The organism is Flavobacterium aquidurense (assembly GCF_031458035.1).
Lineage (GTDB): Bacteria > Bacteroidota > Bacteroidia > Flavobacteriales > Flavobacteriaceae > Flavobacterium > Flavobacterium aquidurense_C.
On record NZ_JAVDXR010000002.1, the window covers coordinates 503,757 to 520,513 of the forward strand.

The 16,757-nt window shown below is 35.8% G+C and carries 11 protein-coding genes; 9 read left to right on the forward strand and 2 right to left on the reverse strand.

What is annotated here, in order from left to right; translation table 11 throughout:
* Window positions 1–50 precede the first annotated feature (50 nt).
* On the reverse strand, window positions 51–338 hold the full coding sequence (locus J2X17_RS05270; RefSeq protein ID WP_310295337.1) for a TIGR03643 family protein: 288 nt from the start codon (window positions 336–338) through the stop codon (window positions 51–53).
* Window positions 339–638: 300 nt separating this feature from the next.
* On the opposite strand from J2X17_RS05270, the gene J2X17_RS05275 reads away from it, so the two are divergent.
* The 3 genes from J2X17_RS05275 (at window position 639) to J2X17_RS05285 (ending at window position 3,754) form a co-directional block, all read left to right on the forward strand.
* Window positions 639–1,322, forward strand: a complete 684-nt coding sequence (locus tag J2X17_RS05275; RefSeq protein ID WP_310295339.1) for an SDR family NAD(P)-dependent oxidoreductase — start codon at window positions 639–641, stop codon at window positions 1,320–1,322.
* An 18-nt stretch (window positions 1,323–1,340) separates the two neighbouring features.
* Window positions 1,341–2,759, forward strand: a complete 1,419-nt coding sequence (locus tag J2X17_RS05280) for an SDR family oxidoreductase (RefSeq protein WP_310295342.1) — start codon at window positions 1,341–1,343, stop codon at window positions 2,757–2,759.
* A 608-nt stretch (window positions 2,760–3,367) separates the two neighbouring features.
* A complete protein-coding gene (locus J2X17_RS05285; protein ID WP_310295344.1) occupies window positions 3,368–3,754 on the forward strand; it encodes a helix-turn-helix domain-containing protein in 387 nt (128 codons plus the stop codon).
* A gap of 458 nt (window positions 3,755–4,212) precedes the next feature.
* Here J2X17_RS05285 and J2X17_RS05290 read toward each other — a convergent pair whose 3' ends face one another.
* The gene (locus J2X17_RS05290; protein ID WP_310295346.1) at window positions 4,213–5,376 is read right to left on the reverse strand and encodes an IS3 family transposase; all 1,164 of its coding nucleotides are present in this window, start codon (window positions 5,374–5,376) and stop codon (window positions 4,213–4,215) included.
* Between the two features lie 426 nt (window positions 5,377–5,802).
* On the opposite strand from J2X17_RS05290, the gene J2X17_RS05295 reads away from it, so the two are divergent.
* From J2X17_RS05295 to J2X17_RS05320, 6 genes are all read left to right on the forward strand, one after another.
* Complete coding sequence (locus J2X17_RS05295; RefSeq protein ID WP_310295349.1) at window positions 5,803–6,774, forward strand: pectinesterase family protein; 972 nt, start codon at window positions 5,803–5,805, stop codon at window positions 6,772–6,774.
* 42 nt (window positions 6,775–6,816) lie between these two features.
* Window positions 6,817–8,385: a glycoside hydrolase family 28 protein gene (locus J2X17_RS05300; protein WP_310295351.1), complete on the forward strand. Its 1,569-nt coding sequence runs from the start codon at window positions 6,817–6,819 to the stop codon at window positions 8,383–8,385.
* 2 nt (window positions 8,386–8,387) lie between these two features.
* Window positions 8,388–9,308 carry an alpha/beta hydrolase gene (locus J2X17_RS05305; protein WP_310295353.1) on the forward strand — a complete coding sequence of 307 codons (921 nt, stop codon included), beginning with the start codon at window positions 8,388–8,390 and terminating at the stop codon, window positions 9,306–9,308.
* A 73-nt stretch (window positions 9,309–9,381) separates the two neighbouring features.
* Window positions 9,382–10,431 carry a pectinesterase family protein gene (locus J2X17_RS05310; protein WP_310295355.1) on the forward strand — a complete coding sequence of 350 codons (1,050 nt, stop codon included), beginning with the start codon at window positions 9,382–9,384 and terminating at the stop codon, window positions 10,429–10,431.
* Between the two features lie 6 nt (window positions 10,432–10,437).
* The gene (locus tag J2X17_RS05315; RefSeq protein ID WP_310295357.1) at window positions 10,438–12,978 is read left to right on the forward strand and encodes a glycoside hydrolase family 95 protein; all 2,541 of its coding nucleotides are present in this window, start codon (window positions 10,438–10,440) and stop codon (window positions 12,976–12,978) included.
* Window positions 12,979–13,382: 404 nt separating this feature from the next.
* Complete coding sequence (locus J2X17_RS05320; RefSeq protein ID WP_310295359.1) at window positions 13,383–16,751, forward strand: SusC/RagA family TonB-linked outer membrane protein; 3,369 nt, start codon at window positions 13,383–13,385, stop codon at window positions 16,749–16,751.
* Window positions 16,752–16,757 lie beyond the last annotated feature (6 nt).

The window sequence follows — 16,757 nt, forward strand, 5'->3', positions numbered from 1 at the left end:
AGGTTATATGTATTTCTTAAAGAGTTGCACAATTCCAATATAATTATATATTACCTCTTGGATATTTTATTATTAGAAATAGAACGCTGACGACTGCATTTAAAACGATCTATACCGGAAGCCCGTTTAGCAGAATGTTTTGTATTGCAATTTTCCACCCGTTGGCGCCATAATTTGTAACTGCTGAATTTTAACTCTTTTTTCATTAAAGTTTTTACAGCTGCTTCTGATAAATTAAATTGAAAATGGATGGCATCAAATGTTGTTCTGTCTTCCCACGCCATTTCAATAATACGATCTAAATCGATATCCGAAAAATGGTCTGATTCTTTTTTCATTCTGTCTTTTATTGATTGCTATGTGCAATGGCTCAAATTTATACTTAACAATAAGCTCCATTTGATCAATTACTAAATTAAATTCTTGGTACTAATATAAACAAAAAAAAATATTTTGTTTAATGTTTTTATAAAATAGTTAAACAATGATTATCTTTATGATGTAAAAAATGGGTTTAATTCATGAAGTGATGACCGAAAATTATACCCTTCGCAAAATTGATATAGAAAATCAACTATAAAATCAATTGCATTTTTAAATAATTATAAGAGCAGATCGTTAATTTAAAAGTAAATAAGATGAATAAAATTGTAATTATAGGAGGCAGTAAAGGAATTGGTAGCGCTATTTTGCTTCAGCAATTAGAAAATAATTTTATCTATAATATCTCAAGGTCTGCTCCAGATATTTCGCATCCCAATTTAATACATTTTTCTGTAGATGTGCTCCGCGATGCATTACCTGAAATTGAAGCTATAGATACCTTGATTTATTGTCCGGGATCTATAAACCTGAAACCAATTTTAAATTTGAGCATTGATGATTTCAGGCTGGATTTTGAAATTAATGTGATTGGCGCTGTTAAAGTGATTCAGCATTATCTGCCCGCTTTAAAGAAAGGCAATAATCCTTCAATTGTTTTATTCAGTACTGTTGCTGTAAAATTAGGAATGCCTTTTCACTCCAGTATTGCAGTTGCAAAATCTGGTGTTGAAGGTCTGGTGAAATCTCTTGGCGCCGAACTGGCTTCATTAGTACGAATAAATGCTATAGCACCAACTATTACCGAGACTTCATTATCTGCTTCGATGTTGCGAAATGATCGTATGAAAGAAAATATGGTAGAACGCCATCCAATGAAAAATTATTTAAAGGCGCAAGAAGTTGCCCAAATGGCAAACTATCTTATTTCTGATAAGGCAGGATCAATTTCAGGGCAGATTTTTCAAATGGATTATGGACTCGTTACTTTTAAATTATAACAATTTAGAAAACAAAAAATGAAAATTCTTTTAACAGGCGCAACAGGTTACATAGGAAAAAGACTTTTGCCAATCTTGATTGAGCAGGGGCATGATGTGATTTGCGTTGTACGAGATAAAAACAGATTTTACTATCCCGAAAAATTTGGGAAAAACATTAAGGTTGTTGAGGTCGATTTCCTGAATCCTGAAAATCTGTTAAACATTCCCAGTGATATTGATGCGGCCTATTATTTGATTCATTCTATGTCAGGTCCTGCTTCCAATTACAATGAACTGGAAAGTATTTCGGCAAATTATTTTCTGGATAGAATCAGTAAAACAAATGCAAAACAGATCATTTACCTAAGCGGCATTGTAAATGATAAGTCATTATCCAAACATTTATCGTCAAGAAAGGCTGTAGAAGAAATTTTGATGGCAGGAACAATTCCAACTACAACTTTAAGGGCCGGAATCATTGTAGGGTCGGGTAGCGCGTCATTTGAAATAATACGTGATTTGGTCGATAAATTGCCTGTGATGATTACCCCAAAGTGGCTCAATACCAAATGTCAGCCCATAGCAATTTCGGATGTCTTGGAATTTTTAACTAAATCACTGCTCAATCCCGTTACCTACAATCAGAGTTTTGATATTGGAGGCCCCAATATTCTCACTTACAAAGAGATGCTGCTGGAGTTTGCCAAGGCTAAAAAACTAAAAAGATACATTTTTACCATCCCGGTAATGACACCTAAATTATCTTCTTACTGGCTGTATTTTGTGACTTCGACCTCTTATAAATTGGCTTCTGCCCTAGTTAGCAGTATGAAAGTAGAAGTGGTCTGTAATGACAATCGCATCAATAATCTGCTAGCAGTAACGCCAATTAGTTACAAAGAAGCATTGGATAGGGCGCTCATTAAAATAAATGAAGATAATATTGTTTCGAGTTGGAAAGATTCACTTGTAAGCGGCCAGTTTAAAGGGAATTTAGCCTATTACCTCAAGGTTCCTAAAAAAGACTGTTTTATAGACAGAAGGAAAAGAGCGATTATAAACAGGGATTACACTATTGAAAGAATTTGGTCCATTGGCGGAGATACGGGATGGTATTATGGAGACTGGCTCTGGGATTTGCGGGGCTTTATCGATAAAATTTTCGGAGGAGTTGGAGCCAGAAGAGGAAGAACACACAAAAACATAATATATCCCGGCGATGTATTGGATTTTTGGAGGGTATTATATGCAAATAAAATAGAAGGAAAGTTGATTTTATATGCAGAAATGAGATTACCGGGCGAGGCCTGGCTGGAATTTAAGATTATTAATAACACCTTATATCAGGCTGCAACCTTTAAGCCAAAAGGAATCTTGGGAAAATTATACTGGTATTCGGTCTTACCTTTTCATGGATTTATTTTCAATGGAATGATAAAGAAATTAATTTCTTAATATGCTCAGTGAAAATAATTTTGGATTTTTTAATCATTTGCAGTATCCTCCAGAACACAAATTTTTGTCTCGTTAGATACTAAGTGGTAAATTACCTAAAGTAAGGAACATCAAACGCAAGCTCAAAAATTGATCAAGCTTTGAATATTCGAACCCAGATTCGTTATAAATTGTCAATACTGTTATGCAATTTATAGATCTGTCTATAGATAAGGAATTTGCCGTAACATTGCATAATCATTAAATTTCAAATCATTAAATTCTGAACGTTTCAAAAAAAAATAAAGAAAGAAAATTAACAATGGAAAAGTAGAAAATGTTTAATTAATTTTAAAGCGCAGATAGTTAGTAGTTTGAACCGCAATGAGTGATTGTAAGACATTATCTGTGATTAATCATTCCAAGCACGGCATATTGCTAAATGGGAAGGAAGCTTAAATTAGATTATAATTACTATATTTATTATCAAAAAATTGCAATAATCCAAGAGTGAAATAAATTATATCTAATGAGATTTCGAACTACCGTTCTGTCCTGATTAAATCTCAGATAAAGCTACTTTGTAACGTGTTGATAATTACATAACTCAGTGGAAAATAGGATTAAATATGGGATACGAAAAATTAACCTCGGAAGAAAAAGAACTTTATTTAACAAAAATAGAAAGTACTTTAATTTCTAAAAAACTTTTTCTAAAGAATAATGTCTCTCTGCCAGACATCGCTGAAGAGACAGGAATTCAGCTACATATTATTTCATATTTAGTCAATAAGGAATTGAATCTTCATTTTAAAGATTATATAAATTTGAAGAGAATTGAATATTTCAAGGAAAAAATTAATGATCCTGAAATGAAAGGTTTAACAGTCGATAAAATGATTTTGTCTGCTGGGTTTAGATCTCGAGTGACCTGTTACCGGGTATTTATGAAACATGTCGGCGTGACGCCAGTGGCATTGGTTAAAATCATGCGCGATAATATTGTCGTGAAATAAAGTTTTTCAAATATTTACCATAATACTTTACACCATACCATGAAAAGGTACTAAATGCAGTAAATAAAGGATTTAAAAATTAAATAATTTATGCAGCCCATTATGTGAATTTTAAATCATTAAATCTCATTTTCTTGGAATTGTATATGTTGCTATATGAAGTAGATTTTATGATCGGTATAAAGTTTCGAACCTAAATTCGGAAGGTCTTTATTCAAAAGTATTATTAGTTTTTAAAAACATCTTGTGCCACGATTCTGCCACAAAACTTTGAGTTATAAAATTTTTAAAACTTGTCATAGAATTCTTTTAATTTTAAAGCTATAATTTTACTTCTTCAGATTGTATCTTACTTGTACCTCAAATACATTTTATTCTACTCAATACTGTACAGTTAATTTCTGTAAATGTAATTAGCGAAGCATTTCTAAATCCAATTATCTTTGAAAGTAATTTTTTTAATTTTTATTCTGTAATTTTTGATATTCCAAAATATTCATGTTGTTCAGATGCTTGTGTCTTCTATTTGTATTGTAAAATTTCTCTATATATTCAGAAATTGAAGATTCAGCCTCATGTTTGTTTTGAAAGTAATTCTGATAAATCAGTTCCACTTTCAAAGTCTTGAAGAAACTTTCAGCGACTGCATTGTCCCAACAGTTTCCTTTTCCTGACATGCTTCTGGCGACTGATCTGTGATTCTCTATTTCACGAACAAATTCCCCACAGGCGTATTGAATCCCCCGGTCGGAGTGGAAAAGGAGAGAGGTATTATTTACAATAGGTCTATTAGCAAGGGCCATTCTGAAGGCACATATGCTAGTATTTCTTGCAGTTATAGTAGAAGATAATGACCAGCCAATTACCTTTCTGTCAAACAGGTCAATTACAGTTGTTAGATAAAGCCATCTCTTCGCTGTTCTGATGTAGGTTATATCCGATACCCAAACCTCATTTTTGTCTTTAACAGTGAATTCACGATCTAACTTGTTTTCGACCACTGGATAACAATGCGAGGAGTTGGTAGTTATTTTGAATTTTCTTTTAAAGATCGTCTCCAGAGATGCCTGTTTCATTAGTTTTCTGATCAGCTTTTCCGATGCATTAATACCAATTGCTTTCAACTCTCTTGCTATTGGTGGACTACCATATCTTTTTTTATTTCTGTAGTGTATTTTTTTGATCTGTTCAATCAAGGCTAGATTGTAAAGTGTCCTTTTGGATGGTTTTCTCTGACTCCAATAATGAAAGCCACTTCTGCTAACGCTGAGTATCTTGCAGATCTTTTCTAGAGGATAGACAAATTTGAACTGTTTTATGAATTCAAATTTAACATGGGTAGGACTAAAAAGAATACTAGAGGCTTTTCTTAAGATATCCCTTTCCATCTTGACTTCTGCAAGCTCTCTTTTAAGCCTTTTTAATTGCAGGAGTTTACTCGCTGTTGTTTGTCTTGTTTTGCTGCCCAATATTCCCTCTTCAAACTGGCGCTTCCATCTTCGAATATTTTCCGCACTTGTTCCCAGTTCCTGAGCAGCCTGAATAGTTTTATTATGTCCTGTGGCAAGTTTTATAGCCTGTAGCTTAAATTCTAATGTGTAGCATTGTCTTTGATTCTGCATTTTTTTTATTTTAAAAACCAAAGATCTTGTGTTCCGCGTCCACTTTTAGGTATGAACTCCAAATAGCATGTGCCACGATTTTTCCACAAAGGTTATTTATTTGCTGTAGTAATAAATAAAACTTATTCTCAATAAGTCAACCCTCCTAAAACTTCTAACGAGCCTGATTAGCAGAATCATTTTGCTCTTTCCTCCAGAAGCATAATTTTTTTAGCTGATTGCATTTTTATTCTAAAGGCTTATTTACTGTCGATTTTTGTGATTTCACCCTAGAGTAATTGTGATATACCCCACATTCTTAACGAAGGAACCCACTATGTTTGTACCATATCGTTTTCTCAATTATAGTAATGGTTATATTACAATAGTCGTGTAGCATTTTAAACAATGCATGCAGATTTACTATTTTATTTTAAAATAATACTTATGAAAAAAATTATCATAGTAATAATTCACTTCTCTCTATTTTTTCATCCATTATCGAAAATATGGGGTGCAGTACCTAAAGATACCATTACGGTTGCATTGGATGGTTCTGCTGATTTTGTTTCGATTCAGGAAGCAGTTACTGCCTGTGGGGCTTTCCCTTCTGCAACAAAGACTATCTTTGTTAAAAATGGTATTTACAAGGAAAAAATAATTATCGATTCTTTTAATAGTAATATATGTCTTGTTGGTGAAAACAAGGACCAGACCATTATTTCATTTAATAATTACAACGGCCAGCCTTCTATTGGCACTTTTACAAGTTATACTTTAAAAATACTTGCTGATAATGTTAGTCTTGAAAACATAACAGTAGAGAACACTGCAGGAGCTGTTGGTCAGGCTGTGGCCCTGCATGTTGAGGGGGATTATTTTAAAGCTTACAATTGTAAAATTTTAGGGAATCAGGATACATTATATACTGCAGGAGAAAATCGGCGTCACTATTTTAGTAACTGTTATATTGAGGGAACAACTGATTTTATTTTCGGTTCTGCAACAGCTGTTTTTCATATGTGTACTTTATATAGTAAAGCTAATTCTTATATAACTGCGGCCAATACTTCCAAAAACAGCAGTTATGGTTTTGTTTTCTTGAAATGTAAACTTCTGGCAGCCCCAGGTGTTCACAAAGTCTATCTTGGCCGTCCGTGGCGCGAATATGCTAATGTGATTTTTTCAGGCTGTTTTATGGATGCCCATATTCGTCCCGAAGGCTGGCACAACTGGGGAAAACCATCTAATGAAAAAACGGCTTATTACGCCGAATTCAACAATTACGGTCCGGGTGCTGTAAGAAGCCGGCGTGTAGCATGGTCACATTTTCTTTCTGCCGAAGTAAACAGTAAGCTGTCTTTCAATACTATTTTCAAAATTGAAAATCAATGGCTGCCCGCTGCTTCAGCACTTTAAATTAAGTAATACTACCATTTATTTATCACACATTTTTAAATCATGAAATATATTTTTTTTGAAAAAATCTTTTATTTGTTCTTTTTTTTATGCTCACTAAGTGCATTTGCTAAAAAATACGATCTTAAAGAAATGGGCGCTGATCATTTAGGGAGTAAACCCTGCACAGCGATCATTCATAAAGCCATTGAGCTCGCTTCCAAAGAGGGAGGAGGGACACTTTATTTTCCATCGGGTAATTACCTGACAGCGGCTATAACTTTAAAAAGCAATATTACAATCTATTTAGAGGCTGGTGCAAATTTGAAATTTTCATCTAATTTTAAAGATTACCTGCCTTTTAAAAAAGTACGATATGAAGGTGTGTTTATGAAAACATTTGCCCCTTTGCTCAATGCGCAGAATGCCGAAAATATTACTATTAAAGGCGAGGGAACTATTGATGGTAATGGTTTTGCGTGGTGGGAGGAAGCCAAGAGAATCAATAAAGAATTGAAATCGAACGGTAAAATTGTACAACCTACCGAATTACAAGAGCTTTGGGCAAAGCAGAATGCCGGGCTGCAAGTAGAACCGTATTATCAAAATACTTTAAAAACGCAGTTTTTCAGGCCTCCATTTATTCAATTTCTGGAATGCAACAAAATTAGTATTGAGGGAATTCGCATTTTAAATTCACCTTTTTGGACTATTAATCCAGTGGGGTGCAATGATGTACGAATTCATGGGGTAACTATTTTGAATCCCGATAAAGAACCACATGGTCCCAACACAGATGGCATTAATCCTTCATCTTGTTCAAATGTAAGGATATCAGATTGTTTTATCAGTGTGGGTGACGATTGTATTACTATAAAATCAGGAAGAGACTTTAATGGACGCGAATATGGAAAAGCATGTGAAAATATCACGATTACCAATTGTGTAATGCTGGCAGGACACGGGGGCGTTGTAATTGGAAGTGAAATGTCCGGCGGTGTAAAAAATGTTGTAATTACAAATTGCGTTTTTGACGGAACAGATGCCGGTATTCGTATGAAAGCGTCAAGGGGGCGCGGCGGGGTGGTCGAGAACATTATGATTTCGAATCTTGTCATGAGTAACATAAATCGTAATGCATTTACTTTTGATCTCTTTTATGATAAATCCTCTCAACCAGAGCCCGTTTCAGAGCGTACTCCTATTTTTAGAAATATTACCATCAACAATGTAACAGGCAGAAATATTAATAAAGCAGGAGTAATATATGGTATTGATGAAATGCCAATAGATGAACTTAATTTTATCAATATCAATATGGAAGCTAAAGAAGGTTTTACAGGGATTCTGGCAACCAATCTAACCTTTTCTAATGTAGATATAGCTGTCGAAAAAGGATCCGCTTTCGAGTTTACGAATTGCGATAAACTACTCTTTAATGGTGTTAGGTCTAAAAAACCACTTGCCGGCCAACCGATAATAAAACTAGATCGATGTAAAACGATATTGGTAAACAATTGTTTTCAAAAAGAACCTGCCGAAGTCTTTGTTGAAACTGTTAATTCAGATGTGATCGAGGGAAATAATTTCTTATCTCTGGTAAGAACACCTTTTATTAAAAAAGACAAATAAAAATGAAAAACGCAATACTGATTTTTTTATTTATAACCTCAATAAATGCTACTTTAAGCCAGGAGATTATTCCGCTCTGGGAAAATGGCAAAATGCCTAATTCCAGAGGTATGAAACTCAATAAAATAGAAGATAATGAGCGTATAACACAAGTTGATGTCCCATCCATATATGCGTTTTTTACTTCCAGAGAAGAAAATACAGCGGCTGCGGTTTTAATTTTCCCTCCTGGAGGATATAAAAAACTAACGTATGATATTGCAGGTTTTCAATTGGCCAAATGGTTCAATACTTTTGGAGTAAATGCCTTTGTTGTAATGTATCGCCTGCCTAGTTCCCCCGACTTGACAAACCCGGCATTCGGTCCGATTATGGATGGACAAAGGGCAATCAAAATTGTTCGGAGCCACGCCTCTAAATGGGGCATTGATCCTATGAAAATTGGTGTAATGGGTGCTTCAGCCGGAGGCGGGCTTGCAGCTAATCTAGCCACCGTTACTACCGATTATGCACAAACTAAAGATGATTTGGACTTTGTGAGCATACAGCCTAATTTTCAAATTCTGGTCTCAGGAGCGATTAGTATGAAACAAAATGCCCATAAAGGAAGTTATGAAGCTTTATTGGGTACAAATCCGAAACCTGAAAATGAGCAACTTTTTTCAGGAGAATTAAATGTTACTGCTGCCACTCCACCTGCATTTGTGATCTGCGCTGCCGATGATCATGTTGTGAATCCCCTAAACAGTATTCAATATTATCAGGCACTTATAAAGAATAATGTAAAAGCTGCTTTACACATTTTTCCCCAAGGAGATCATGCTATTGCGCTTCGTAACAATCCGGGTTCTACACAATTATGGCCAGCTTTATGTGAGGCCTGGCTATCCGAAATGAAGTTTCTTACTAAACCGCACAACTAACTCTACATTCTAATAACTGTGGGTAAACAATATGTTTAATAAACCACATTAATAACCTTCCAAAACTTAAATTATGAAAAATTCCTTTTTCAAACAGGGTGTTTTTATGGCCTGTATCATTTTTATATCAAATTGTTTGTCGGCTCAGATTAAAGATAAAATTACAGTAGCAATAGATGGCAGCGGTGATTACGCTACAATTCAGGATGCTGTTAACGCAGTGCCGTCTGACAGAAAGCAGCGCACGGTAATTTTTATAAAAAACGGATTGTATAATACCCAAAAAATCATTGTTGCTGCTGATAAAAAGAAAATCACTTTTAAGGGAGAAAACCGTGAAAAAACGATTTTGAGTTATCATATTTTTGATTGTACAGGAGGATTGAATAATAAATGCCCGGCCGAAGACGCTGCTAAATGGGAAGGTCAGAATATTAGAACTTCTGCTTCAGTAACCATTCAGGGAGATGAGTTTAGAGCCGAAAACATCACCTTTCAAAATACAGCGGGAGCTGTTGGACAGGCTTTAGCAGTTTTTATTACCTCAGATAAAAATGTTTTTATTGATTGTAATTTTTTGGGATACCAGGATACAATGTTGCTGGGGAAAGATGGCACACGCAGTTATTTTAAAAACTGTATGATTTTAGGCCGAACAGATTATATCTATGGGGGCGGGATTGGCTATTTTGACACTTGCGAAATCAGGAGTTTTGGCGGCGGCTGGATCACGGCGCCGAGTACGCCAAAGGATCAAAAATATGGTTTTGTATTTAACAAATGCAAGCTGACTTTTGTTGGGAACAGTCCTCGTCAAAATGATGATAAACAACCTTTCAGTCTGGGCCGTCCCTGGCATAATTTTCCTAAAGTAGCCTGGTTGAATTGTGATATAGCATCAGAATTAAATCCGCTGGGATGGCCGACGACGTGGCGTATGGATTATGCTTCTACGAGTACCGATCTTCATCTGTATGAATACAACAACAAAGGAAACGGAGCGGATATGGCTGGCCGGGCAAAGTGGAAAGGTTTAAGAGCACTTTCTGCTGCCGAAGCTAAGTTGTATTCGATAGAAAATGTCTTAAATGGATCTGATAACTGGATGCCTTCCGCTAAATAATAGTGTATGAAATTTTTTTTTAATAAATCTGTTTTACCATTTTCATTCTTTTTATTTTTTTTGTTCAATTCCGTTGCTCAAAAAAAAATGGTTTTATGGTATGATAAGCCTTCCACAGCATGGACAGATGCAGTTCCTCTTGGTAATGGCAGATTAGGAGCCATGGTCTACGGTGTGCCTCAATCAGATACTATTCAAATTAATGAAGATACTTTTTGGTCTGGAAGTCCTTATCAGAACGTTAATCCAAATGCAAAAAAAAGTTTGAAGCAGATTCAAAATTATCTGCAGGATCAAAATTTTGTCGAAGCCCAAAAATTGGCTTTATCAGATATCATTGCAGATCGCAAAACAACTTCACATGGACAGGTGTATCAGTCCATAGGAAACTTGGTTCTATCCGTTCCCGGCCATGAAAAATATAGTAATTTTTATAGGGATTTAGATTTAAAAACCGCAATTGCAACAACGAAATATACAGTAGACGGGGTTAATTTTCAGCGAGAAGTTTTTACTTCTTTTACAGATCAGCTTATTATAATAAGACTGGCTAGTGACAAGAAAGGATCTTTGAATTTTAATGCATCTTTTGCGGGACCTTTAAAAACCAATATGGTAAAAACAAGTGTTAAAGTTTCTGATAATCAGTTGCTTGTTGTGAATGGCAGATGTACGCGGGAAAAAGAAGAAAATATAACCAACTTGCTTCACTTTAATACACAGATAAAAGTAGAAGCAAAAGGCGGGATTCAATCGAAAGTTGGGGAGTCTATTAGTGTAAAAGATGCAGATGAAGCTTTTATTTATATAGCGGTGGCTACCAATTTTAAGAATTATAAAGATATCAGTGCCGATGCCGAAAAGCGAGCTAAAGAGTATCTGCTTGCTTTTTCAAAGTCTTATCAAAAAGCAAAAGACGATCATATTGCTTTTTATCAAAAACAATTTAATAGGGTTGAGCTGGATTTAGGCACTTCTCCACAAGTAAATAAACCTACTGATCAGCGTATAGCTGAATTTTCTAAGGCAGATGATCCGGATTTAGTCTCGATGTATTTTCAATTTGGACGTTATTTACTTATTGCCTCGTCACAGCCAGGCACCCAGCCAGCAAATTTGCAGGGTATTTGGAATCCTAACGCGGGCCAATATCCGGCTTGGGATAGTAAATATACAACCAACATTAATGTCGAGATGAATTATTGGCCTGCTGAAGTAACCAATCTTTCAGAATGTCATGAGCCCTTTATCAACTTAATTAAAGAGGTGAGCGAGACAGGTAAGCAATCGGCCTCACAAATGTACGGTGCCCGTGGCTGGACGCTGCATCACAATACAGACTTGTGGCGTTTTACCGGTGCGGTTGATTTAACAGCTGGAATCTGGCCGACGTGCAATGCCTGGTTTGCTTCGCATTTGTGGGAAAGATTTCTTTTTTCCGGAGATCAGTTGTATTTAAAAGAAGTATTTCCGCTATTAAAAAGCGCCTCCGAGTTCTATCAGGATTTTTTAATTAAAGACAAGAAAACAGGATATTTGGTTGTTTCTCCTTCCATTTCTCCAGAACATACGCCTGGTTTGCAATCTTATCAATATGTAAAATCAGATGGGAGTATGGGCACAGAACGTTGCAGTGTTTTTGCCGGCGTGACGATGGATAATCAGCTGGTTTTTGATTTGCTTTCTAATACTATTGATGCCGCTGAAATTCTGAAAGAAGATCAGCAATGGATAACAGAGTTGAAAAAAATTCGCCAGCAATTGCCGCCAATGCATATTGGAAAATATACACAACTACAGGAATGGCTGGAAGATTGGGATCGTAAGAATGATTCACACCGTCATTTGTCACATTTGTGGGGCGTGTTTCCCGGGCGCGAAATTTCTCCTTTCAAAACTCCTGAACTTTTCGAAGCCTCCAGAAACTCGCTTACAGGTAAAGGGGACGCCAGTAGAGGGTGGTCAATGGGATGGAAAGTGTGTTTATGGGCGAGATATTTAGACGGAAATCATGCTTATAAGTTAATTACTAATCAGCTCAATTTAAAAGCAGCAAATGCAACCATTCGTGATCCGGATGGCGGTACTTACAGCAATATGTTTGATGCGCATCCTCCGTTTCAAATTGACGGAAATTTTGGGTGTACGGCCGGTATTGCTGAGATGCTATTGCAGAGCCATGATGGCGCTCTTAGTTTGCTGCCTGCTCTTCCTGATGTTTGGAAGAACGGAAAGATTAAGGGGTTAAAAGCCCGCGGTGGTTTTGAAATTGAAAATATGGAGTGGAAGGAGGGTAGATTGGTTACCGCTACAATTAAATCAAATCTTGGAGGGAATCTGCGTTTACGAAGTTATACTTCATTAAAGGGTCCAGGGTTAAACAAAGCAAAGGGAATCAATTCTAATACTTTTTACAAGTATCAGCCAGTAGAAAAACCAGTGATTTCTTCCAGTGCCCAATTGATAGGAACAGCAATAGCAAAAACATTCGAATTTGATGTCAAAACTGAAAAAGGCAAAAGCTATACCTTTCAGCTTTACAACTAATTTTTGATTGTTTTCTAAAGATAAAAGAGCTGTGATCATTTTAAATCACAGCTCTTTTTTTATGGAGCGGGATTATAGCTTTTTTTGGAAATTCTGACTATTAAAATAGCTGTTTTTTCGAATGTGATTCTTTAAAGTGTTGTAAATAAAGGCTTTTTGCGAAATGCCCCCTATCATATTGTGTTTAGACCTCCTTCAATTTATGATTAAAATTTAGTTTTGTTTTAACAATAAATCATAAAACAAGATGTTTTTTTTTGAAATATGTTTTTTTGATACTGGTTATTTAAATATTCTTAAAGAGAGTTTTGTAACGGATTTAAACTCCGTCATTGCACCGCTCTTTTTCTAAAATAAATTTTACTTATTAACTATACCAACTAACCAATTAAACCAATTATCGTATGAAAACGAATTTGTCAGAGAATCACTTTGGCATGGTAAGGAAATTCAGGAATAAGGCCGCTTTGCTTTCAGCAGTAGTTTTGCTCTTTGATTTTTCTGCCAGTGCCAATACAGACTCAAATTCAGAAAAATTAACCCGTTTCGATTTTTTTCGCGACATTAAGAACCACAATAACTTTTCTTTTAATTTGTTTCAGTCTTTTCAGGATGAAATAACAGTAAAAGGCAAAGTTGTAGATGAAAAAGGACTGGGCATACCAGGTGTATCAATTTTATTAAAAGGTACCAAAAGGGGTACAATGTCTGATATTGATGGAAATTTTATTATTGAAAAAGTTCCTTCAAATGCTTCGCTTACTTTTTCTTTTATTGGTATGGATACACAACATATCGTTATTGATGGAAGAAGCAGTATAAATGTGACCATGAAAGAGTCTTCTACCAACCTTGATGAGGTGGTAGTAATTGGATATGGAACTGCTAAACGTAAAGATTTGACAGGCTCTGTTGCTTCTGTAAATATGAACACTCTGAAAGATATTCCCGCAACCTCAGCGCTGCAGGCTATCGCTGGACGGTTAGCAGGTGTAAATGTAACCATAACAGAAGGTTCTCCTGATGCACAGATCAACGTACGTGTGCGCGGAGGCAGTTCTATTACACAGGACAATAGCCCACTTTATATTGTTGATGGTTTTCAGGTGAATACTATTAACGATATCCCTCCTGGTGATATTGAGACTATTGATGTATTAAAAGATGCTTCATCTACTGCAATTTATGGTTCTCAGGGAGCCAATGGAGTAGTGCTTATTACTACCAAATCAGGAAAAAAAGGGAAGACAGAAATTACGGTTAATGCTTATACAGGCTTAAAAAAGACCTATAAACTTACCGATGTTTTATCGCCTTATGAGTATGTTTATTTTCAAAAAGAGCTGGATCCGGGTTCCAGTGTAACCAATACCAGTTTTTATTCTGCCTATGGTTTATGGGAAGATAAAGATATTTACAAATCTAAAAAAGGTTTAGACTGGCAGGAGCAGCTTTACGGAAATACGGGCGTACAGACACATACCGATATTGGTATGAGCGGCGGAGATGCTAAACTGCAGTACAAAGTAAATTATACACATGATGCAGAAGACTTTATTATGGTCAATTCAGCTTATAAAAGAGATTATGTGAGTTTTAAACTGAATAAAGAATTGAGTTCTAAATTCCGTTTTGATTTTAACTCTCGTTTCTCAAATACTATTATAACCGGACCAAGCGTATCCAATGGTGGAAAGCTAAAAGACGGCATTAAGTATGCTCCGGTGAGGAGTTTGACTTACCTGGATCCTGCGTCTGCCTTGGGAGGAACAGATAATATTACTTCTGCTGAAGCTTTGAGCAGTTTAAATGATCCTATTTATAATATTACTAACGAATATAAAGAGCAGAACAATCTTAACCTGACCATGAATGGAGGTTTGACCTGGAAACCTCTTAAAGGGCTTTCGATAGTTACGCAGGGGAGTTACGCCATAAATAGAAATTATACCGACAATATTTGGCTGCGAAATACGGGGGAAGCCAGTGCTAATGGCGGACAGCCTGTAGCGAAACGTCAGGATGTGAAAGGTGCCGATTGGTCTTTTCAAAATACGATAAGTTATGATACGGCATTTAACAAATCGGTGCATAAATTCAATTTCCTGATTGGACAGGAGGCCAGAAGCTCTCAAGTAGATGAAACATTAGTGCAATCGAAATTTTTCCCTGCCGATTTTGGTGCCAGTGATGTTCTGGCTATGTGGAATTATGGTACGCCTCTTCCGACCTATACAACTATTGGTGAACCAACAAGAACTTCTTCTTATTTTGGACGTATTAATTACACATTTCTTAGTAAATACATCTTTAGTTTTACTTCTCGTTTTGATGGTAAAAACGTTTTTGCTCCGGATAATCGATGGGGTTATTTTCCGGGAGCAGCATTTGCCTGGCGTATGTCTGACGAGAAATTCATGAAAAAGACTAAAGATTGGTTATCTGATGCTAAATTTCGTTTGAGTTATGGAGAGGTTGGAAATGCCCGTGTGGGGTCATACTGGCGTCAGGATTATAGTTTTGAAAATACAGCAAATCGTCTTATTTATATTAGTGAAGTAGGTCAAAGCTCTTTGAAGCCTTCGAATACTTTAAAGAATGAAAATCTTACATGGGAAACTACGGTTTCTACCAATTTAGGATTAGATCTTGGATTTTTTAACCAGAGATTGACCGTAAATATTGATGCCTATAAAATTGACACAAATAACCTGATATTGGCAGTGGCATTACCTTCAAACTCAGGTTACGTTTCTCAATATCAAAATATAGGAAGCACTTCGAATAAAGGAATCGAATTTACTGTAAACGCAAATATAATCGAAACTTCTCAGTTTCGATTATCAGGTAACTTTAATATTGCCTTTAATAAAAATGTTGTAAAAAGCCTTGATGGCTCTGACGAAATGATAGCAGCATCAAATTGGGCTCCTAATATTGGCCGTGATGATTATAGAGTGCGCATAGGACAACCTGTTGGTTTGATGTATGGCTACGTATCTGACGGTATGTACACATTCGATGATTTTAGCTACGATAATGTTCAGAAAAAATGGATTTTAAAAGAGGGAGTTGCTGATGCGTCAAAAGTTTTTACCAACTCAGGTAATTATTTTGGACCAGGGCACATGAAACTAAAAAAATTAGGAGGCACTGGGACTGTGATTAATCCTGATGAAGACCGAAAAGTTATTGGACGTGCACAGCCTAAACATATAGGTGGCTTTGGTCTTAGTGCTATATTTAAAGGCTTAGATTTTTCAGCGCTATTTAACTGGTCTTATGGTAATGACATTTATAATGCCAATAAAATTGATAATTCTACTTTCAGTGGCTCCAAACGTTATAATAATGCTAATGCAATTATGAGTTTAGAGAATCGTTTTACAACTATCGATCCCGTTACCGGAAATAACATTATGTTTGGTAACGATGCGAATCCGCAATTACTGCAGGAAGTTAACCAAGGTGCTAGTATCTGGCATCCTTTATCGAACTCTACAATTATTACTGACTGGGCTATTGAAGACGGTTCATTTCTGCGTTTAGGAAATCTTACTATTGGTTATACACTTCCCGAAACAATTGCCAAAGGTAAGTTTATTCAAAAAGTAAGATGTTATGTGTCAGGTAATAACCTTAAAGTTTGGACCCACTACTCAGGACAGGATCCTGAGGTGAGTACTAATAGTTCTCCTTTAACTCCTGGACTTGACTGGTCAGCTTATCCAAAAGCAAGAACCATATTATTTGGTGCCAATTTAACTTTTTAATTGTTT